The organism is Telluria mixta, assembly GCF_029223865.1.
GTDB classification, from domain to species: domain Bacteria; phylum Pseudomonadota; class Gammaproteobacteria; order Burkholderiales; family Burkholderiaceae_D; genus Telluria; species Telluria mixta.
Genome location: NZ_CP119520.1, coordinates 696,389 through 716,666 on the forward strand (window position 1 = coordinate 696,389; position 20,278 = coordinate 716,666).

A 20,278-nucleotide genomic window follows, 5' to 3' on the forward strand; every position below is an offset into this window, starting at 1 on the left:
CTCCGTAAAAATGCGGTGTGCGGACATGGTAATCGCTTCGGCGCGGCGGCGGCGTGTCAAGGCGGTTTGCACAACGTCGACCACGGCGCCGCATGACAGGATGGTGCGATGAAACGACATCACATCACACTGGGTGCGTCTACCACGGCCGGCGGCACCGTGACCTCGGCGAGCGCGCTGGTCTCGATCAACGGCGTCCGGATTGCGCTGGAGGGCGACACAGTCGATTGCCGGACGTGCGGCAGCACAGGCGTGATCCGCTGCGTCGGCCCGCGCATTCCGGAGCGCTACAACGGCAAGCAGGTCGCGCTGGAGAACGACTTGTGCATCTGCAACTGCCCGAGGCCGCCCAGGCTGGTTGCGAACCAGACGCACAAGGTGCAGTTCATTGATGATGGCAATACGCGATGGGTAGCACCAAAAAACCTTGAGGAAGGAAAGCATGGCGCCGCTTATGACCAGCGTTTCCAGCTCCTTGATCACCTGACGCACGTTCCACTGGCACGACAGCCGTACCGTCTGAAGCACGGCTCGACGATCGTCGAAGGGGTGACCGACGAGGACGGGTACACGGTTCCCATCCCGACGGGGGCGAATAGCGATACCGTCGAGTGGTATATCCTTGGCGAGAACCCTCATGGCAAATAGCTCGGCAATCCGGGTATTCTCCAGTGGCGGTGTGGCATCTACTCCGACTTCGGATACCAGAGCGGTTCAAGCGCGCGGCAACGAACTGGAAACAGCGCTTCACTTATTGGAAACCGAAGCCGCCGCGTTCGCGAAAACCATCGTCGTCGATCCAGCGGCGCGGATGGAATATACAAACAAGACAAAGGCAGCAGTTGCTGAACTTATCGAACTGGTCAGGCAACGCAAGATTACGCCTCATGAGGCAGCATGCACGGCCAACGCAATGCGTAACCAGATCATGATGCTGGCCCGGTCCCGGCTCTCGGACTTCGGTGCCGCCCTATCGACCAACATGAAGGCGAATGGGTATCCACTATCATTATTGGAAGCGAAATATTCCAGCAAGCGTTTTGGCCGAGTGTTTTCTAGTTTGACGCAGGCAGAGCGCGATCTGGTATGGATCGATATCGTCCACGCTGCGGGGCGCTCGAATCCTGCCGTCAATTTACGGGTGAAGTGGTTCGGCATGGCTGGACGAACATTTCTCGTGACGTCACTAGCTTTTGCTGTGTACAACGTCACAACAGCACCCGATCACGAGCGTCAGGCCGTCAAGGAAGGCGTGAACATCGCTGGCGGGGCAATTGGCGGTGCGATTGGCTCGGTAGCCGCGCTCGCGCTAGTCAGTAATCCGGCTGGATGGGTTGTCGGAGTGGCCATGTTCGTTGGCGCGATGGGTGCTGGGATAGGGTCAAGCGAACTGTTCGATTATTTTTGGCCCGAGCGATGAGGCGTATCCAGCGATTCACTTTGGTGCCACCCGGAAGCACGTCAGACTCTTCCCAATTGGTCTCGGACGGGCAAGTGACATCGGTACATGTACCCGGCATCGCCATCCTCGATCAATTCGAGACCTCCGCCGGCTACCTGCTCGTGACCGATCAGGATTGCCCGTTCGAAGAGACATTTCATTTCGTCCTGCTCGATCACGATTTGCACATCCGCGCGCACCGCAGCCTGGGTGCCGCCTTCTCGTTCGTTCCCGGTACCCAGGTGCGGACGCTGGAAGACGTGGTCTGGGAAGACGACGAGCATTTCCTGGCCATCCTAACCGGCCCTGCCGAACGCTGGCGGTTCACCATCCGACAGTCCGGCATTCCCTTCATTCATCCGCGCCTGACCGCGACACGGGTCTGACCGTGCCCTACGGTACCGTGCGTAGCCGGCAGCCAGCCTTATGCCACACTTGACTTCTCCCGCCGGCCCGCTCGTCCCCTCTGCCGGCACGACCTTTTCTGGAGGAACCATGCCCAAATCGACGATTGCCGGCCACCCGCTGCACCCGATGCTGATCGTGGCGCCGGCCGCCCTGATTCCGTTCGGTTTCATCCTCGACGCCATGCACCGCGCGACGGACAACGACGACTATGCGAACGCCGCCTTCTACAGCCTGACCGGCGGGCTCATCGGCGGTCTCGCGGCCGGGGTCGCCGGGGCGATGGATTACCTGGAAATCGAGAACGAGACCGAGGTCAAGCAGACAGCCAACGTGCACGCGATGTTGAATGGCGGCGCGCTTGCGGTGACGGCCGCCAATCTTGCGCTGCGGCGTAACGGCTACAAGCACACGGGCGGGTCGCTGGCGCTGTCCGCAATCGCGGCCATCGGCGTGGTCGTGTCCGGCTGGTTCGGTGGCCGCATGGTCTACGAACATGGGATGCGCGTAAAAGGCGTCAGCCCCGTCGAGCATGCGCCCGAGGCGAAGATGCTGCCGGGCGACGAGCGCGTCGTGCAGGCGCTGCACGACGTGGAACGTTACGCGCCCTCGTCCGGCCCCATGCTGCACTAGAGCTGGGCAGCTCTACGGCGGACAGGGTTGTTGGCCGCGCCCGGCGTCGCCACGTCGTCCGCCGCCGTCATCACCGTACCTGCCGGATGGGCTTTGGCGAGGGGGCGGGTGAAGACGAGGCCGGTACCCGACACGCTGGCGCCCGCATCATGGGCGCGCGCCAACGGCGCCTGGAGCGTCAGCTTGCCCGATCTCCACCCCGTCTCCACCGCGGCGACGACGCCCTGCTCTTCATCCGCGCCGCTGCCGACGATCACCGCCTGGCCGACCGTGAACTGGCGCGCGTCGTCGACGCGGACGACCGTCGCGCCCTTGTCGGCGGGTGCCGATGCGCGCGTGAGCCCGGACGAACCGACTGTTGCGACCGTCAGGGTTTCCGCATGGTCGCCCGCATCGACGACGACGGACTGGCCGGGCGCAAAGTGCCCGACCGTGGCGGCCTTGACGCTCGTCGATCCCGCGGCCGCCGCGCCGGTCCGGACCGAGACGGACGTCACGAAATCCGCGCAATCGCTGTCGCTGTCCTGGCCGTCGGGATAGCGTCCCGTGCTGCCCTGGGCCGCATCGACTTGCGCGACCGCGCCGCTGAACGGGATGCCCGGGAGTGCGCGGTCCCACGTCGGCTCGTTCGGGATGCCCGGCGCTGCCGCGTGACAGGTGGCGGCCTTGCCGGCGGCCCCGCGGAATCCGCCGGATGCCCAGGGATCGACGAGATCGCCGTAGTTCAGGCTGTCGACCACAAGGCCCGCCGCATCGCGCAGCACCATGCTGCCCGCTTCCCGGGACAGCACCGGGCCGCCGAACCACTGGTTCGGTGTGCCCTGGAATCCGGCGGTGGTCACGGTGTCCACGCGCACGACGGCATCCGTGCCGTGGGCGCGCGTCAGCGCACGGTCCAGCACGATTCCGCTGCCCGCCGGGCGCACCGGCTCGTTGCTCGAGTGCGCATGGCGGGTGGCGGGCGTGAAACTGATGCCCGTGCCGCGCACGCTGAACGGCAGGTTGGCGGCATGGTCGTATTTCAATGGCGCCGCCAGGTCGAGGCCCGTGCCCGGCTCCACGAACGGTTCGTTGGCCACGTGATCCTTTGCGAGCGCCGGCGAAATCGTCAGCGTGAGATGGCCGCCAGGCGTGCCCTCGACGCGGACGATGTCCACGGTCTCGAGTTTGCCGGGCGCGCCGATCACGGCTTTGCTCGGCGTGTAATCGACATTCTTCTTCGTGGGGAAGCCGATCGCGCCATGCACGACGATCGTCGTGGCGCCCGCAGCGGCATCACGGGCCAGGCTCGTGCGGCGGGCGGCCGTGCCCACGCGCTTGACGGTGACCATATCGATGCCATGGTCGGCGCTGTCGATGTCGAGCCGGATCTTGTCGCCGGCGGCAATGCCGTCGGTCGACGTCACCTGGATATTGGTCGCCCCTGCCGCCGCATCGAGACCCAGCCACGCCTGGCTGCCCGCCGTGCCGACGCCGGTGACGGTCACTTTCTCGTAGTGTTCGGTCGCGCGCCCGTCGACCGGATACGTGGTGCCGTAGCCGAGCGCGAGGGTATCGCCGACGGCAAAACCTTCGGTGGTGGTCACGGGCACGCTCGTCGAACCGGCGGGGATGGTGATGATGGGGCCGTCGGGCAGCGGCTGCCACAGCGGCGTCGCCTGGCCGGCCGCCGTGCCGACGCGGACGACCTTGCGGGTTTCGTCGCCGACCACGATGGTGTCGCCCGGCTTGATGCCATCGACGTTCCGCACGTGGATGGTCGCGTCGCCCGGTCCGGCAGGCAGCACCAGGCCCGAATTGGACAAGCCCAGTACATAAAAGCCCTTCGGCGCCAGCCGGGTCCCGGCAGGAATCTTCACCGTGGAAAACAGCGGTTCGCGCGTCGCGTGTTGCGCGAACGTCCAGTTCGAGATATCGACCTCTTTCCCGCTCGCGTTGACCAGCTCGATGAAGGCATTGGTCGCGTTAGTGCGTGCGCCGTCGCTCAGGCGGAATTCGTTGATTTTTACCGGCGCCACATTGCGCACCTTCGCGGCGGCCGATTCGGTGCGGCCTGCCCACGTTGCGACGCCTTTCAGGTCGCCATTGAACGGCGCCGCGCCGGACTTCACCGTGAAGACGGCATGCACGCTTTGACCGGGCGCGATCGCATCAAGGATGGTTTTCGCGGGCACGTTGACGTTCCAGCCCTTCGGCACCGCCATCGACAAGACGACGCCCGGGACAGGTTGGCCCGTCGTATTCGTGAACGTGACCGTCAGGTCTTTGGACTCCCGCGGAGCGAACGTGTGCAGGCTGCCTGGGACGTCGGCTACCGCTGCGGTCCCGATGCTCACGGCCGCCACCTCGTAGCGGGCCGCCGCCACATTCTGCGCGACCAGCTGGTCCGTCTCATTGGACGGATAGGTCCGCGGCGCCGTCATCGCGCCTTCGTAGAACGTGCCCTGCGACGCGGTACTGTTGTCGCCGCCATTGCCGAGAATCACAGCGCCCTGCTTGCGCATGGGATCATAGGACGCATCGATCCGGCGGCCTTCGTACATGACCGCCAGTGCTCCCCGCTGGGCATCGCCGCCCAGTGTCGCCCAATGCCCGGGCTTGCCTTTCGTGACGGCGGTAATGAAACGCGTAGCGAGAGTCGGCAGGTTGGCGCACAGCTTCGATTTGTCGTCGTTCACGCAGCCGACGAGATTGTTTTCGTGGTCGGCCATCACCCACGGCCCCGCCCCGCTGCCGCGATACCACCCTTTCGCATTGCCGAAATAGATGGCCTCCATCGTGCCGTTGTCGTCGTCGATGCTGTCGATCTCGCCGTTGCCATAGTCGAAGCAGCAGGCACCGTTATAGTGATAGCCATTGATGACGGCATATTGCCCGCCCGCTTGGTCATCGACCGGCACGCCGTGCGTATCGTTCAGGCGCAGGCCCATGCCCGGCGCGATGTACACGCCATAGACCTTGTGGCCCATGACGGTGACGGGCGCCAGGTCGGCGAGCGGCAGGTTGTCCATGCCGCCCAGCGCGGGGCCCGTCCACGTGCCGCGCGGCGCCTGCACGAGATGATTGCGCTTGCCCGACTGGTCGTACAGGATCGTGATCCAGCAATAGGTGTCGGCACAAAAGGCGTCCTGGGCCGCCGCGTTCGCATAGCCGGCGCCTCGCACGACGCCGATGTCGCGCGTTTTGCCGTCCGACTGGCGCATGACCTGGTACAGCGGGCCGTCGTATGCGGCATACAGCGCGCGCGTGGTGCTGTGCGCGGCCACGCAGGGCGCGCCCGCCTTCGCGTAGATGTCGCAGGGGCCTTCCGGCCGGGCCGCCTGGGTCGATGCCCAGGCCGGCAGTCCGGTCAACAGCAGCGCCAAGCTGAAGAACAGTTTCAGGATATTCATGTTATCGATCTCTCCAAGATCCTTCCATCGTAGAGTCGATCACATGACCTGAACCAATTACTTTTTTTCCTTGATCGATATCGGTTTTGCAATCCCACGCTGATCGGCCGCGCGGGCAACGATTGCATCGGCATGCGCCTGCGCACGCGCCTTCTGGTCCGGCGTGAGGCCGGTGCCGATCTCGTCCAGGAAGGGGCCATTGAACGGGATGGCCTGCTGCTCGGGCACGCCGTCCAGCTTGACCATGATGTCGCGCAGCGCCATGCCGTAGGCCAGCGCGCTCTGGCGGTCCGCCGCGATGGCCGGATGGCCGAACCAGAAACCGGTGAACAGCTGGTACAGGCTGGCCCAGTAGCCCTGCTCGGCCTGCTCGTTCAGCATCCCGTTGATCCGCTCCTTCCACTCCTTCACGAGCGGATCGTCGGGGCGCGTCGTGAGGGCGGTCGGGTCGCCGAACGGGCCCTCTTCGACCAGTTCCGCCAGCGCGCCGTCCACGCCTCCGCGCGCGGCGCGTTCCAGATAGTCGATGCGCGCCATCTTCATCCGTTCGTTGACGGTCGCGCAGGCATGCGCCGGATCGGCGATGGTGTCCGGCTCGGTCCCGTCATGCTCGGGCAGATGCCCCGTACGTCCGAACACGACGCAGGCGTGCAGCAGCCACCATGCGCGATACGCATCGCGCGGATCGCCACTGGCGACGAGGCGCTCGATGCGCTGCGCCAGCGGTTCGGCAGGCGCAGGCTGCGGGGCCGGCGGCGGCGCGCCCAGGTCGGACAGCCAGGCCGGGCCAGGCGTGCCGGGTGTCGACGCGGCCGGCGCGGGCAAGGTGGCGGGCAAAGCGGCCGGCGGCGTCGACCGCCACGCCGGCACCACCAGCACCGCCACCAGGCCCAGCCCGGCACATGCCGGCACGACCGTTTTCCACTTCATGTACGCTCCGCATCCTGTCTTCATAGACAGCCTAACAAAGCCTTCAGCGCGCATACAACGCCGGCGCTGTAACAGGATGTTGCAGCAAAGCTACTCTTCGTGATTTCGTACCATAATGAAGACGTATTTGATGGGCAGCGCACAGACTTCATCCTTAGCCAGAGGTAGACTGTATACATGAGCACACATAAAAAATTGGCGGCAGGTATGGCTGGCTTTGCCAGCATGTTGTGGCTGGGCCTGACGGCCGCGGTCGCGGCGAACCAGCGCCGCCTCGTGTTCAATCCCACCGTCGAGCGCGAAGTGGAACATCCGCGCAGCAGCGGCCACCGCACCCGCCCCGTCGTGCTGCGCGCCAAGGATGGCACGCGGCTGTCCGGCTGGCTGATGATGCCGAAGATGCCCGGCTTGCGTCCCGCCGTCGTCTATTTCGGCGGCCGCTCGGAGGAAGTGTCCTGGGTCGTGCGCGATGCCGGCAAGCTGTTTCCCGGGATGGCCGTGCTGGCCGTGAACTACCGCGGCTACGGCGACTCCCACGGCGATCCGGCCGAGGCGCACATGATCGACGACGCCTGCATGCTGTTCGACTGGATGGCGGCGCACCACCATGTGGATCCGAAACGCATCGCCGTCGTCGGCCGCAGCCTCGGGTCCGGCGTGGCCGTGCAGGTCGCGAAAGAGCGGCCCGTAAAGGCCGTCGTGCTGATCACGCCCTACGATTCGATCCTGGCCCTCGCCAAGCGCAAGTTCCGCGTGATGCCGATCGAATACATGCTGCGCCACCGCTTCGAGTCGATCAAGTACGCGCCCACATTGAAGGCGCCGACCTTCGTGCTGCGCGCGTCGAGCGACGACGTCGTGCCCCATTCGCACACCGACCAGCTCGTCGCCAAGCTGGCCCAGCTGATCGGGGACGAGACCGTGCCCGACTCGGACCATTTGAATATCCCCTACCTGGAAGACACGCAGGCCCGCATCGCGCGCTTCCTCACGTCGCAGTTCGCCAGGCCGATCGAGGTCGCCGACCTCGCATCCTCCGCACCGATCCCGGCACCGGCCCCGGACATCGTCATCCCGGCAGCGACGCCAGCCGCTGCCCCGGCCGTCGCCGCAATCGCCATTCCGCCCGCGCTCCCGCTTGCCGACTGAAACGGCGCTATTTATATGCCAACAAAATAAATGGCAAAGTAAAATCGTATTTGCCACGAATAAACTGGCTGATGCATAGTTCCGAGAATCCCCCTCCCTGCACAGCCGTTGCGCCGGTAAAATACGGGATTCAGGAGCCCAAATCGATGAAATTCAAGCAACTTTGTACGATGATCGCGGCGCTGTGCATCAGCGCCAGCGCCAGCGCCGACATGGCGGGCGCGAAGCTGGCGATCGTCTACGATGCCGGCGGCAAGTTCGACAAATCCTTCAACCAGTCCGCCGCCGAAGGCGTCGCGCGGTTCACGAAGGAAACCGGCGTCAAGGTGTTTGAAGCCCAGGCCAACTACGACACCCAGGCCGAGCAGGTCCTGCGCGCCCTCGCCCGCAAAAAGCTGCAACTGATCGTCTCGATCGGCTTCTCGCAGACGCAGCCCGTGCAAAAGATCGCCGCCGAATACCCGAATGTGCACTTCGTCATCATCGACGGCAATGCGCAGGGCAAGAACGTCAACTCCGTGCTGTTCAAGGAAGAAGAAGGCTCGTACCTCGTCGGCGTCGCCGCCGCGATGGCGTCGAAGACGAAGACGATCAGCTTCGTCGGCGGCATGGACATCCCGCTGATCCGCGCCTTCGCCTGCGGCTACGTGCAGGGCGCGCGCGCGATCAACCCGAAGGTACAGGTCCTGCAGAACATGGTCGGCACGACGGCCGCGGCCTGGAACGACCCGGCCAAGGGAGGCGACCTGGCACGCGCGCAATTCGACCGCGGCTCCGACGTCGTCTTCGCCGTCGCCGGCGGTTCCGGCATGGGCACCCTGCAGATGGCCAAGGAAAAGGGCAAGCTCGCGATCGGCGTGGACTCCAACCAGAACTACCTGTACCCGGGCACGATGCTGACGTCGATGGTCAAGCGCGTCGACAACGCCGCGTACGAAGCATTCATGAAGGCGCGCAACGGCCAGTTCACGTCGGGCATCACGTACGAAGGCCTGAAGGAAGGCGGCGTCGATTGGGTGCTCGACAAGGACAACCGCATGGTCGTCACGCCCGAGATGGAAAAGCGCGTGATGAGCGCCCGGGCCGACATTATCTCCGGCAAGATCAAGGTGGTCGACTATCGCGCGGCCAACTCGTGCCCGGTGCAGTAACACGGAATCGAACACAGTTGTACAGTGAAGCGCGCCGCGCCGGTTTCCATGCCGGCGCGGCGCGCTTTTAATGAATGCATCCCTTCACCTAAAACGGACCGCTATGCAGCCAGCCGTAGAATTTCGCAACATTAGCAAAGCCTTCGGGGCGGTGCAGGCGAATGCCGACGTCAGCTTCGCGATCGCCAAGGGCTCGATCCATGGCGTGATCGGCGAAAACGGCGCCGGCAAGTCGACCCTGATGAGCATCCTGTACGGCTACTACAATGCCGACAGCGGCCAGGTCCTGATCGACGGCCAGCCCCAGGACATCCGCACCAGTCACGAGGCGATCGCCCTCGGCATCGGCATGGTGCACCAGCACTTCATGCTCGTCGAGAACATGACGGTCCTCGACAACGTCATGCTGGGCAACGAGGGCGGCTTCAAGCTGGCCGCCAAGCGTGGCGCCGTGGAAGCGAAGCTGCGCGAGATCTGCGATCGCTATCGCCTCGACGTCGATCCGCTCGCGACGATCCACGATTTGTCCGTCGGCGCGCAGCAGCGCGTGGAGATCCTCAAGCAGATCTACCGCAGCGCCAACATCCTGATCCTCGACGAGCCGACGGCCGTGCTGACCGCGCAGGAGACGGCGTCGCTGTTCGAGATCCTGCGGCTGTTCAAGGAACAGGGCAAGACCATCATCCTGATCACCCATAAACTCCAGGAGATCATGGAGATCACGGACGAAGTGACGGTGATGCGCGCGGGCCGCGTCGTCGGCGCGGTGAAAACGGCGGAGACGTCGAAGGAGCAGCTGGCCAACATGATGGTCGGCCGCCCGATCCAGAGCGAGCTGCCGCGCGCGCCGTACAACCCGGGCGCGGAAGTGCTGAAGGTATCGAACCTGCAGCTGCAGGATGCGAACGGCGTTTCTCTCCTCTCCGACATCGACTTCACCCTGCGTGCGGGCGAAGTGGTCGCCATCGCGGGCGTGTCGGGCAATGGCCAGAGCGAGCTGCTGGAGATCCTGTCCGGCATGCGCCTGCCCACGTCGGGCAAGGTCGAATTCGTCGGCAAGGACTTGCCATACACGGGCCGCACGAACGCGGACGGCTTGCCGGCAGAGTTCCGCGAGCTGGGCATCGGCCACGTGCCGGAAGACCGCCTGCGCGACGGCGTGATCAAGGATTTCTCCGTCATGCAGAACACGGTGTTCGGCTACCAGGACAAAGTGAAGAATCGCTGGGGCCTGTTCGACTACAGGAAGATCGCGCAGCGCTGCGCGCACCTGATGACGGCGTTCGACGTCCGTCCGAACAATCCGGACCTGCGTATCGGCCTGCTCTCGGGCGGCAACCAGCAGAAGGTCGTCATCGCGCGCGAAGTGGCCGCGAAGCCGAAGCTGATGCTGGTCGGCCAGCCGACGCGCGGCGTGGACATCGGCACCATCGAAAGCATCCACACGCAGCTGCTGCGCCTGCGCGACGAAGGCGTGGCGATCCTGCTGTCGTCGGTGGAACTGGAAGAGGTGCGCGCGCTTGCGGACCGCATCATCGTGATGTCCGGCGGCCGCATCACCGGCATCCTTCCCATCGACGAATTCGACACCACCCGCATCGGCCTGCTAATGGGCGGCATGCACAAGCACTGACATCATGACAAAGACTGAATTGCCACGCTGGGCCACCGGTTTCGTCCTGCCCATCCTGAACCTGATGTCGGCGCTGCTCGTCGCGGGGCTCGTGATCCACCTGCTGGGCGAGAGTCCGTCGGAATCCCTGCGCATCCTCATCGACAGCGCGATCCTCGATCCGGAAGGCCTCGGGTACACGCTGTTCTACGCGAGCACCTTCATCTTCGCGGGCCTGGCCGTGTCGATCGCGATGCAGGCGGGCCTCTTCAACATCGGCGCGGAAGGCCAGATGTACGTGGGCGGCCTGGGCCTGACTTGGGTCGTGCTCGCGCTCGACGCGCACCTGCCCGGCATCCTCGTGATTCCGCTCGCGATGATCGGCGCGGCCGTCTTCGGCGCGCTGTGGGCCTTCATTCCGGGCTATCTGCAGGCCAAACGGGGCAGCCACGTCGTCGTCACGACGATCATGTTCAACTTCATCGCCGCGAGCCTGATGAACTTCGTGATCGTGAAATACCTGATCCCCGAAGGCCAGCAGAACCCGGCCTCGCGCGTGTTCGCCGACAGCGCCGCCCTGTCCCTGCTGAACAAGGTCCTGCCCGTGTTCGGCGACACGCCGCTGAACATCAGTTTTATTCTTGCCATCCTCGCGCTCGTGATCTACGGTGTCGTCGTATGGCGTTCAAGCTGGGGCTACCAGCTGCGCGCGACGGGCCTGAACGCGCATGCCGCGCACTATGCGGGCGTAAAAATCAGCCGCACGATCATCGTGACGATGCTCGTGTCGGGCGCGCTCGCGGGCCTCGGCGCCGTCAACTCGGTGATGGGCTCGACGCACTACCTGTCGCTGAACTTCCCCGCCGGCGCGGGCTTCGTAGGCATCGCCATCGCGCTGATGGGCCGCCAGCATCCGGTCGGCATCTTCCTGTCGTCCGTGCTGTTCGGCGCGCTGATCCAGGGCGGCTTCGACCTCTCGCTGGAAAAACCGAACATCCCGCAGGAGACGTTCATCTTCATCCAGGGCCTGATCATCCTGTTCTGCGGCGCGATGGAAAACTTCTACGCCCCGGCCATCCTGAAACTGCTCAACGCCACCCGTACGAATAAGGGGATTTGAATGGAAGACTTTCAACTCGCCAGCATCATCGTCTCCACGGTCCGCAACGCGCCCGTGCTGATGTTCGCCGCGCTGGCCGGCCTGTTCGCCGAGCGCTCGGGCGTCGTCGACATCGGCCTCGAAGGCAAGATCCTCGCGTCGGCGTTCGCGTCGGCCGCCGTTGCCTATGCCACGCAGAACCCGTGGTACGGCATCCTCGCCGGCATGGCCGTGTCGGTCGCCCTCGCGATGGTGCAGGCATTCGTGTCGATCACGCAGAAGGGCAACCAGCTCGTGGCCGGCATCGCGATCAACATCGCCATGAGCGGCCTGACGTTCGTGCTCGCGCAATTCTTCTTCCAGCAGGGCGGCCGCACGCCGGACCTGCGCAACGCGCGCCTGTTCGACGTCGTCCTGCCCGGCACAGCCGCCGTCGAAAATATCCCCGTCATCGGCTGGCTGTACGGCCACCTGATCGGCGGCCAGTCGGTGCTGGTCTACGTCGCGTTCCTGCTGCTGCCCGTCGTGCACTGGGTCGTGTACCACAGCCGCTTCGGCCTGCGCCTGCGCGCCTGCGGCGAGAATCCGCATGCGGCCGACGCGGCCGGCGTCTCGGTCGAGCGCACCCGCTATCTCGCGATGTTCGTGGCCGGTGTCCTGTGCTCGTTCTCGGGTGCGTACCTGACCTTGGTCCAGAGCGGCTTCTTCCTGCGCGACATGTCGGCCGGTGCCGGCTACCTGGCGCTGACGGCGCTCGTCTTCGGCAACTGGCGCCCGCTGCACACGGTGCTGGGCTGTTTGATGTTCGGCCTGTTCGGCGCGATCCAGATCCAGCTCGAAGGCGTCGACCTGCCCGTCGTCGGCCGCCTGCCGGGTTCCCTGATCCAGGCGATTCCGTACATCGTCACCGTCGTCGTGCTGGCCGGCCTGATGGCCAAGTCGGTTGCACCGAAGGCCATCGGCAAGCCGTTCGTGAAATCGCGCTGAGTCACTCGCTGGAGTCAGTCGTTGGCGCGCTTGCTCGAGCGCGCCAACGTCCACGCAAAGCCCACCCCGGCCGACGCGCCGGTATCCTTCCTGAACAGCGGACTGTCCCGGTTCGCATTCCCCGCATAACTGTCCAGGCGCACGAACGCGAACACGCGCACGTCCGGATTGACCCGCAGCGTGCCGCCGAAGCCCGTCCGCACCAGCATCAACCCGCTGTCGGCCCGGTACGCCGGCCGGTCCGCCGTCGCATACTGCGGCGCGACGTCGTAGAAATAACCGTGGATGCGCCGGTCGCCGAACACCGCGCCCACTTGCGCCTCCATCGTCCAGCGGCCCGCGTCGCCGCGGTGCTCCCACACGAAACGCGGTTCCGTCGTCCAGCCCTGGCGGCGCAGGCCGCCGCGGGCCTCGATGACGGCACGCACGGGCAGTTCGAAGCGCAGGCGCCCCGCCCCGCCCAGGTCGGCGAATTTATATTTCACGCGCGGGCCGAATTCGACGAGCGTGCCAAGGTCGGGCATGCCGCGGCGCGCTTCCACGTCGTCCGAACGGGACGGCAGTGCGCCCGCGAGGCCGACGTCGAACTCGACCTTGTCCGTGTCCAGCAGGCGCGCGCCGATGCCCTGCTGGTCGGCGCGCAGCACCTTGCCGCGATACAGCAGGAAAGGCAGCACGAGGTTGCGATTGCTGCGGTCGGATGCGCCCGGGTACGCGGGCGTGTTGAACACGGCGGCGCCGATGCCGGCTTCCCACAGCGGTAGATTACGTGCGTCGGGTTCGGCGGCCATGGCGGGCGCGAGCGCCAGCAGCGCGGAGGCGGGGGCGATGAAACGAAGAATCGTGGGCATGGTGAGGGTCCGAATGAGATGCCGGGATTCTAACCTACGAAAAAAAACCGCCGCGGCCTTGTGGGCGCGCGGCGGCTTGCGGAAGGTTGGCGCCGGGATTACGGCCAGATCGCCTTCAGCAGTGCGGCCAGGTTGTAGCCGCCCTTGATCATCTGTGTCTTTGCGAGCGCGGAGCTGGGCACCGGATAGTCATTCGGCACTTCCAGGGTCCACGTGTAATAGGTCTCGCCCTTCTTGCTCACCTGCGGCACGATCTTGCCCGCGCTGACGCCCGCGAACGCGATCTTCGAGACGGCCAGCGTATCGTCCGCCCACTGGTACGGCCAGGTGACCGGGTCGCCGCTGTTCTGCGCCACGTTCGGCTTGCCGTCGATGGCGGCTTGCGCGAACTGTTCCGGCGTCTTCGTGCGGATGCGGCGGAACGCGTAGTCGACCGTCGTGCTGTCCCAGTACGAGTGGAACGGCTTCGTCAGCGCCTTCGGCACGCCCGGCTTTTCCGGCTTCGGTTCGCCCGGCGGAATGAGGTTGGCGGACATCTGCTCGATCTTCGCGTCGTCCATCAGGAAGTTGTTGCCGCCACGCGAATCGAAGACGACGGTCTCGTCGATCTCGGCCTTCGTCTTCGGCACGATGAACTTGCCGTTCTTGTCGACGAAGGCGGCGCCCACGTGCAGCGGCTGGACGATGTCACCGGCCAGGTGGGTGATCAGGATCAGCGCCTGGCGCTTCGTGAACTTGTGCGGATTGGTCGCGGGCGTGTCCTTGCCCTGCAGGACGGCGATGGCTTCCTTCAGGGTCTGCACGATGTCGTCGTCGGCCGTGCCGGCGGCACCGTCGTGGTAATGGTCGAGCTGAAACGGAACGTCCGTGTAGTGGTACTCGCTGTGCTTCGGATTCGCGTTCACGTACTCGATCATTTCCGGCGTCTGCGGACCGCACCAGTTGCCCTTCACGCAGTCGGGCCAGGTCGACACGGCTTCCAGCGATTCGCCCGGCAGCAGCAGCGCTTTCACCTGCGCCTCGGCGTGCGTGCCCTTGATCAGCTTGTCGGCGATGGCGCCCACGGCGCGGTGGCCGTCCGTGCCCCATGCGGCCGCGTCCAGCGACACGAAGGCGCCGGCCAGCGCCACGACACATGCGATTTTCTTCATGAGATGGTCTCGTTAATACGGTTTATATCGTTAGCGCACCTTGCGGATGCGCGGCACGCCACCGGCTTCCGGATGCTTTTGCAGGTACGCGATCAACGCATCGAGGTCGCGCAGGCCCGTCTCCACGCGGCGCGTGCCCTTGGCGAACGTCGGGATGTTGTCGCCGCCCTCGGCCAGGAAGTTGTTGGCCACCACGCGATACACCTTGCCGTCGTCGAGCGCCTTGCCATCCACCTTCACGTTCGCCGTGCGGCGGCCGACGGGCTGCGTGCCGTCCCAGTCGTACGTGAGATTGCTGGACACGGCGAGGACCGACGGGTCGGACGACGCCGGCCGGTCCCACTGCTGTTCGAGCACGCGGCGCAGTTGCGCGCCGGTGAGGTCCATCACGACGAGCGTGTTCCCGAACGGGAGCACGGCCTGCGCCTGGCCGAAGCTAACGACGCCGCCTTCTCCCGTTTCCAGGTCCTTGCGGATGCCGCCCGGGTTCATGAAGCCGATCTGCGCACCCTGGTCGCGCGTGGCGGCGACGGCCGCGTCGGCGATCACGCCGCCCAGCACCGATTCGCCGGACGGGTTCTCCTTGCGCGACAAGGCGCCCTGCACGCGCGCCACCGGCTTGGCCAGTTCGGCGCGGCTCTTCGCGCGCACGTCGGCCAGATACGCGGACAATCCGGCGTCGGGCCTGAATGCATCCGGCGCCATCACGACGTTGCGCACCTGGATGTCCTGGACGGCCTTCGTGGCCGGATCGAGCGTCAGCTTGATGCGCGACAGCAGGTGGCCGTACGCGTCCGCCTGCGTGACGACCTTGCCGTCGACCTTGCACAGATAGCCCGTGTGCGAATGGCCGCTGATGACGAGGCGGATGGCCGGGTCGAGTTTCTTCGTGATGGCGACGATGGGACCGTGCAGGGTGTCGCAATCGGTCTTGTCGTACGGCTGGTCGGCGAAGCCGCCTTCGTGGATCAGCACGACGAACACCTGCGCCCCCTGCGCGCGCATGGCGGGCAGCACGGCGTTGATCGATGCCGCTTCATCGTTGATCGCCAGGCCCCGGATCGACGAGGCGATCGTCACGGACGCGAGGTCGTGCAGCACGGCGCCGATCAGGCCCACCTTGACGCCCTTGACGTCGACGATGCGCCAGCCCGGCACGAGGTTCTTGCCCGTCTGCGCGTCGACGACGTTGGAAGCGAGGTAAGTAAAACCGGCGCCCTTGAAATCGGGCGAGAAGCGGCACGCTTTCGCGGGACGCGGCGAATCGCAGCCGCCGTGCTGCTGGCGCAGCAGTTCCTTCGGTCCCTGGTCGAATTCGTGGTTGCCGAGCGAGCTGGCGACGAGGCCCATGCGGTTCAGCGCTTCGATGCTCGGTTCGTCCGCGAACATCGACGACGCGGCGGGGCTCGCGCCGACGAGGTCGCCGGCCGCGACGAACAGCAGGTCCGGGTCGTCCTTGCGGAACGTGTCCAGCGCGCCTTTCAGCACGTCGATGCCGCCCGCCTGGATCGTGCGCGGTTGCGTCGTGCCCGGCGGCGTGTACGTGTACTTGCTGGGCTCGAGGTTGCCGTGGAAGTCGTTCAGCGCGACGAGATTGATCTCGAGCGGACGGACCGGCGCGGAGGCGCAGCCGGACAGCAGCAACGCGGCGCCCAGGGCCAGCGCGAACGGACGGGATACGATCATATGAAGTCTTTTACGATGCGAACAGCAGCCATCGATTATGGCACGCGCGTTCGCTGTCCTGGTCTTTACAACGGAAGAAAAAACGGCCGGTGTCGCCACCGGCCGTGTCCTTTACGTCACACCAGTACGAATCAGAATTCGTACTTGACGGTGACCTGTGCCGACCACTGCGACTCGCCCTTGACCTGACGGATCTGCAGCGGATCGACGGCCGAGCGGACCGCGTACACGTAGCGGCCGTTCGCGTCCATGCCGGCGTAGTCGACGAAGCCGCGGGTCTGGCCGCCGTTCGAGAAGAACGGTGCTTCGTAGATCTGGCCCCACTTCTTGTTCAGCAGGTTGCCGAAGTTCAGGATGTCGAACGAGACCGATGCCTTGTTACGTGCGAACAGGCCCGGGATTTCCTGGCTGATGCGCAGGTCGAAGCTGTTCGTCCACGGCGAGAAGTCGCCGTAGCGGGCCACGGTGCGGCCGGCCGCCTGGCGCAGGGACTTGTTGGCGTTGACGACGTCCCAGAAACGCTGCTCGGCGGCGTGGTTGGTGTCCGTATCGCCCGCGAACACGACTTCACCCGAACCGAAGGCTTTCGGGATGTACATCAGGTCGTTGCTGCCGATGCCGTCGCCGTTCATGTCGTTCTTGAAGGTCCAGCTGTACGGCTTGCCGGTACGGCCTTCGTAGAACACGCCGAAGCGGGTCTTGTACTTGCCGAAGAATGCCTTCTCGAAGTTCATCAGCGCGTTGATGCGGTTCTTGACCAGGTACGCCGAGTTGGCGGCCACGTTGTCGTTCGGGTTCAGGGCCGAACGGGCGCCGTAGTTCGAGCCCGACGTCGACGACGTCAGGTTCGACACTTCCGTCGCGTAGGTGTGGCTTGCCGCGACCGACCAGCCGAAGCCCTTGGTCATCGGGTACGACAGCGACAGCGTCGAGACGCGGTTCTCGCCCTTGTCGGTGCCGGTGACCTTGATCACGTTGCCGAACGCGGAGTTCGACAGCGACTTGGTCGTGTTGGTGCAGCCCTTGGCGGTGCTGACGGCGTTGTTACCCACGCTCCAGCAGTTCTGCGACAGGCCGTTCGCGTTCCAGAACAGCTGGCGGCCGTCCGCGCCGATCTTCGTCGGCTGGCCCAGGTTCAGGTTCTGGAAGAAGATACCGTCCTTGGTGTGCGCGTACAGGACTTCGGCGCCGGCGACGAGGCCGTACCACGGCAGTTCCGTTTCGAAGGCCAGGTTGGCTTTCCACACGGACGGCTGCTTCACGTTCGGGTCGATCAGGTCGACGTTGGCGATCGGCGGGGTCGAGCCGCCCAGCGTCGGCTGGTTGTTGACGTTCGTGCTGAACGCGCCGTTCGCGGTGCCGGCGACCGGCGGGCACTTGGTGTTACCCGTGGCCGAGCAGGTGATCTGCTGCGTCGTCATGCCGGTGTTCTGGAACGGGTTCGCGAGCCAGACGGACATCGCGGCGCCCTGGAACAGGCCGAAACCACCGCGCAGCTGCATGCGGCGCGCGGTGTCGAAGTTGTAGTTGAAGCCGAAGCGCGGCTGGAACAGCTTGGTGCCGTCGATCGTCTGCTGGTTGTTGTAACCGAAGCCGCCGGTCTGGCGCGCATTCGGGTTCAGCACGGCAGCCTGGGCCACTTTCGCGTTGGCGACCGGCGTGCCGCCCACGCCCACCTGGTCCACGCGGAAGCCGTAGTTCAGGGTCAGCTGGCGGTTGACGTTCCAGGTATCCTGCAGGAACAGGCCGGTGTTCGTCATGTTGAACTGCGCGACGGCGTCGTTCAGCGTGAAGCCCGGCGCCGGGACCTGCAGCGTGTACGACGTGTAGCGGCCGGTGCGCAGGTTTTCCAGCACGGCGGCTTCGACCTGGGCCTGGGACGCGGTCGTGCAGTTGATGCTGCCGAACGAGTAGGTCAGGTTGTTGTCGCAACCGAAGGTGTAGTTGCCGTACACGTTCTGCAGGAACGCGTTGTAGATCTTGTTCTTCTGGTAGTCCGCACCGAACTTGATCTCATGGTCGCCCACGGTCCAGTTGGCGCCCGCGTAGAAGTCCTGCGTGCGGGTGCGCAGCAGGTTCATGTGACGCGAGTTGTCGGTGCCCAGGTTGATCGTGCGCGAACCGGTCGAGACGTTGCTCGGGGTACCGGCCGGCGTGGCGCCGGTGAACTGCACGCCGATGGTCGGCAGCGTCGTGTTGTTGGTCGGGACGGAGTCGTAGTTGCGCGACGACGCCTTCAGTTCGGTCGAGAAGGTCGGGGTCCAGTCCGAGAACAGCTGGGCCACGGTGGTCTCGATCTGCTTGCCCTGCGTGTAATACGCCGAATCCAGGCTCAGCGCGGTGGCGCTGAAGGTCGAGTATTGCGGCTCGGCCTGCGTGGTGCGCTGGTAGCGGATGTTGGCGCGGTGGTTGTCGCTGATGTTCCAGTCGACCTTCAGCATCTGCTCGCGCGACACGAAGTTGCCGCCGCCCTGTGCCAGGCCGCCGGCGTTGACGCCGTACTGGTTCTTCATGATGTTCTGCACCGCGGCGATTTCCGCCGGGGTGATGGCGACCGTCGTGCCGTTGTTCGAGCCCACCGGGCCGTAGTCCGGCGCGCTGCGCGACGAGTTGGTCTCTTCCGACAGCGCGTACAGGAACAGCTTGTCCTCGACGAGCGGGCCGCTCGCCCACACGCCCTTGGTCGTTTCCTTGAACGGCACCGGGTCGGAATACACGTCGGTCGACGGGTTGTAGCGCTGGCCGGCCAGGCGGTCGTCGCGGTACACGTAGTACACGCCGCCCTTCCACTGGTTCGTGCCGGACTTGGTGACGGCGTTGATGTTGCCGCCGGTGTAGCCCTTCTGCGTGACGTCGTAGTTGGCGACATTCACCTGGGTCGACTGGATCGCTTCGATCGAGATCGGCTGGCGCGAGGTCGGGCTGCCGTTCGCTTCCAGGCCGAACGTGTCGTTCACGTTCACGCCGTCGATGGTGATCGAGTTGTAGCGCGAGTTCTGGCCGGCGACGGACAGTTCGCCGCGTTCCTTGTCGGTCTGCGAGACGCGCGGGTCGGCACGGGCGTAGTCCTGCAGGTTGCGGTTGACCGACGCCTGGATCTGCAGCTGCGCGTTGCTGATCGCGGTGCCCGCGCCCATGTTGGAGCGGTTGAAGATGTCGGAACGGGCGCGGTTGCCGGCGATGGTCACGGTCTGCATCGGTGCGCCGACGGTCGCGTCGACGGTGGCGGTTTCCGCCAGCTGCAGGAAGATGCCTTCGCGTTTTTCGGTAACGCCGTCCTTGGTGATAATGATCGTGTACGGACCGCCGGTACGCAGGCCGCGCGCGATGTAGCGGCCTTCCGCATCGGTGACGACATTGCTGACCGAACCGGATTCGGTGTGAATGATTTGCACCGCGGCGCCGGCAGCCGGTCGGCCGTCAGCGCTCGAGATACGACCGCCGACAGCCGACGTCGTGTTCTGCGCCAGGGCCGGCGCCCCCGCGAGCGCAATCGACAGAGCCAGCGCCAGCTTCGTCAGCTGGATCCGTTTTTGATAGATCATTGGATTAACCCCAAATAGACTTGATAGTTATGGTTGGGAACTGAGTTCCCCCCTCTTAGTACTGCAATCCCGGACCGGCCGCTCATGACGGACGGTCTCTTGTTCGTTCTGCCTGCTGTTTGATGGTGCGGATGTGGTTGACAATGCACCAACAAAAAGCAGCGCACGCGAGTCTAGCGGCTAATTGTTTCCAGGCTATTACACCCGAAAACCGCTCATTTTCTCGGACGTTGGCTTAATAAAAGG

At 65.0% G+C, this 20,278-nt stretch carries 15 protein-coding genes; 9 read left to right on the top strand and 6 right to left on the bottom strand.

Going from position 1 to position 20,278, the window contains the following annotated elements:
* Positions 1-108 precede the first annotated feature (108 nt).
* The 4 genes from P0M04_RS03070 to P0M04_RS03085 all read left to right on the top strand — a co-directional run bounded on the left by P0M04_RS03070 (position 109) and on the right by P0M04_RS03085 (position 2,479).
* A complete protein-coding gene (locus P0M04_RS03070) occupies positions 109-648 on the top strand; it encodes a PAAR domain-containing protein (RefSeq protein ID WP_259448814.1) in 540 nt (179 codons plus the stop codon).
* Complete coding sequence (locus P0M04_RS03075) at positions 638-1,420, top strand: hypothetical protein (protein WP_259448813.1); 783 nt, start codon at positions 638-640, stop codon at positions 1,418-1,420. Before P0M04_RS03070 ends, P0M04_RS03075 begins: the two co-directional genes overlap by 11 nt.
* Positions 1,421-1,494: 74 nt before the next feature.
* On the top strand, positions 1,495-1,827 hold the full coding sequence (locus P0M04_RS03080) for a hypothetical protein (RefSeq protein ID WP_259448812.1): 333 nt from the start codon (positions 1,495-1,497) through the stop codon (positions 1,825-1,827).
* 109 nt (positions 1,828-1,936) lie between these two features.
* Complete coding sequence (locus P0M04_RS03085; protein WP_259448811.1) at positions 1,937-2,479, top strand: DUF2231 domain-containing protein; 543 nt, start codon at positions 1,937-1,939, stop codon at positions 2,477-2,479.
* Here the strand turns inward: P0M04_RS03085 and P0M04_RS03090 are convergent.
* Together P0M04_RS03090 and P0M04_RS03095 are read right to left on the bottom strand one after the other, a co-directional pair.
* Positions 2,476-5,871: an arabinofuranosidase catalytic domain-containing protein gene (locus tag P0M04_RS03090; protein ID WP_259448810.1), complete on the bottom strand. Its 3,396-nt coding sequence runs from the start codon at positions 5,869-5,871 to the stop codon at positions 2,476-2,478. The two genes, P0M04_RS03085 and P0M04_RS03090, sit on opposite strands and share 4 nt — an antisense overlap.
* Positions 5,872-5,928: 57 nt before the next feature.
* Positions 5,929-6,801, bottom strand: coding sequence for a hypothetical protein (locus tag P0M04_RS03095; protein WP_259448809.1), 873 nt, complete (start codon positions 6,799-6,801; stop codon positions 5,929-5,931).
* 207 nt (positions 6,802-7,008) lie between these two features.
* On the opposite strand from P0M04_RS03095, the gene P0M04_RS03100 reads away from it, so the two are divergent.
* From P0M04_RS03100 to P0M04_RS03120, 5 genes are all read left to right on the top strand, one after another.
* Complete coding sequence (locus P0M04_RS03100; protein WP_259448808.1) at positions 7,009-7,950, top strand: alpha/beta hydrolase; 942 nt, start codon at positions 7,009-7,011, stop codon at positions 7,948-7,950.
* Positions 7,951-8,096: 146 nt separating this feature from the next.
* A complete protein-coding gene (locus P0M04_RS03105; protein ID WP_259448807.1) occupies positions 8,097-9,101 on the top strand; it encodes a BMP family lipoprotein in 1,005 nt (334 codons plus the stop codon).
* A gap of 103 nt (positions 9,102-9,204) precedes the next feature.
* Positions 9,205-10,734, top strand: coding sequence for an ABC transporter ATP-binding protein (locus P0M04_RS03110; RefSeq protein WP_259448806.1), 1,530 nt, complete (start codon positions 9,205-9,207; stop codon positions 10,732-10,734).
* A gap of 4 nt (positions 10,735-10,738) precedes the next feature.
* Positions 10,739-11,833, top strand: coding sequence for an ABC transporter permease (locus P0M04_RS03115; protein WP_259448805.1), 1,095 nt, complete (start codon positions 10,739-10,741; stop codon positions 11,831-11,833).
* The gene (locus P0M04_RS03120) at positions 11,834-12,799 is read left to right on the top strand and encodes an ABC transporter permease (protein ID WP_259448804.1); all 966 of its coding nucleotides are present in this window, start codon (positions 11,834-11,836) and stop codon (positions 12,797-12,799) included. It begins immediately after the preceding gene.
* A 14-nt stretch (positions 12,800-12,813) separates the two neighbouring features.
* Here the strand turns inward: P0M04_RS03120 and P0M04_RS03125 are convergent, their stop codons facing one another.
* The 4 genes from P0M04_RS03125 to P0M04_RS03140 all read right to left on the bottom strand — a co-directional run bounded on the left by P0M04_RS03125 (position 12,814) and on the right by P0M04_RS03140 (position 20,032).
* Positions 12,814-13,650, bottom strand: coding sequence for a MipA/OmpV family protein (locus tag P0M04_RS03125; RefSeq protein ID WP_259448803.1), 837 nt, complete (start codon positions 13,648-13,650; stop codon positions 12,814-12,816).
* A 98-nt stretch (positions 13,651-13,748) separates the two neighbouring features.
* Positions 13,749-14,801, bottom strand: coding sequence for a S1/P1 nuclease (locus tag P0M04_RS03130; protein ID WP_259448802.1), 1,053 nt, complete (start codon positions 14,799-14,801; stop codon positions 13,749-13,751).
* A gap of 30 nt (positions 14,802-14,831) precedes the next feature.
* Positions 14,832-16,487 carry a bifunctional metallophosphatase/5'-nucleotidase gene (locus P0M04_RS03135; protein WP_259448801.1) on the bottom strand — a complete coding sequence of 552 codons (1,656 nt, stop codon included), beginning with the start codon at positions 16,485-16,487 and terminating at the stop codon, positions 14,832-14,834.
* Positions 16,488-16,618: 131 nt separating this feature from the next.
* Positions 16,619-20,032, bottom strand: coding sequence for a TonB-dependent receptor (locus P0M04_RS03140; protein WP_259448800.1), 3,414 nt, complete (start codon positions 20,030-20,032; stop codon positions 16,619-16,621).
* Between the last annotated feature and the right edge of the window lie 246 nt (positions 20,033-20,278).

Bases quoted from the DNA above. Each gene is read 5' to 3' on its own strand.
- P0M04_RS03070 (WP_259448814.1), top strand. From the start codon at position 109: ATGAAACGACATCACATCACACTGGGTGCGTCTACCACGGCCGGCGGC.
- P0M04_RS03075 (WP_259448813.1), top strand. From the start codon at position 638: ATGGCAAATAGCTCGGCAATCCGGGTATTCTCCAGTGGCGGTGTGGCA.
- P0M04_RS03085 (WP_259448811.1), top strand. From the start codon at position 1,937: ATGCCCAAATCGACGATTGCCGGCCACCCGCTGCACCCGATGCTGATC.
- P0M04_RS03090 (WP_259448810.1), bottom strand. From the start codon at position 5,871: ATGAATATCCTGAAACTGTTCTTCAGCTTGGCGCTGCTGTTGACCGGA.
- P0M04_RS03095 (WP_259448809.1), bottom strand. From the start codon at position 6,801: ATGAAGTGGAAAACGGTCGTGCCGGCATGTGCCGGGCTGGGCCTGGTG.
- P0M04_RS03100 (WP_259448808.1), top strand. From the start codon at position 7,009: ATGGCTGGCTTTGCCAGCATGTTGTGGCTGGGCCTGACGGCCGCGGTC.
- P0M04_RS03105 (WP_259448807.1), top strand. From the start codon at position 8,097: ATGAAATTCAAGCAACTTTGTACGATGATCGCGGCGCTGTGCATCAGC.
- P0M04_RS03110 (WP_259448806.1), top strand. From the start codon at position 9,205: ATGCAGCCAGCCGTAGAATTTCGCAACATTAGCAAAGCCTTCGGGGCG.
- P0M04_RS03115 (WP_259448805.1), top strand. From the start codon at position 10,739: ATGACAAAGACTGAATTGCCACGCTGGGCCACCGGTTTCGTCCTGCCC.
- P0M04_RS03120 (WP_259448804.1), top strand. From the start codon at position 11,834: ATGGAAGACTTTCAACTCGCCAGCATCATCGTCTCCACGGTCCGCAAC.
- P0M04_RS03125 (WP_259448803.1), bottom strand. From the start codon at position 13,650: ATGCCCACGATTCTTCGTTTCATCGCCCCCGCCTCCGCGCTGCTGGCG.
- P0M04_RS03130 (WP_259448802.1), bottom strand. From the start codon at position 14,801: ATGAAGAAAATCGCATGTGTCGTGGCGCTGGCCGGCGCCTTCGTGTCG.
- P0M04_RS03135 (WP_259448801.1), bottom strand. From the start codon at position 16,487: ATGATCGTATCCCGTCCGTTCGCGCTGGCCCTGGGCGCCGCGTTGCTG.
- P0M04_RS03140 (WP_259448800.1), bottom strand. From the start codon at position 20,032: ATGATCTATCAAAAACGGATCCAGCTGACGAAGCTGGCGCTGGCTCTG.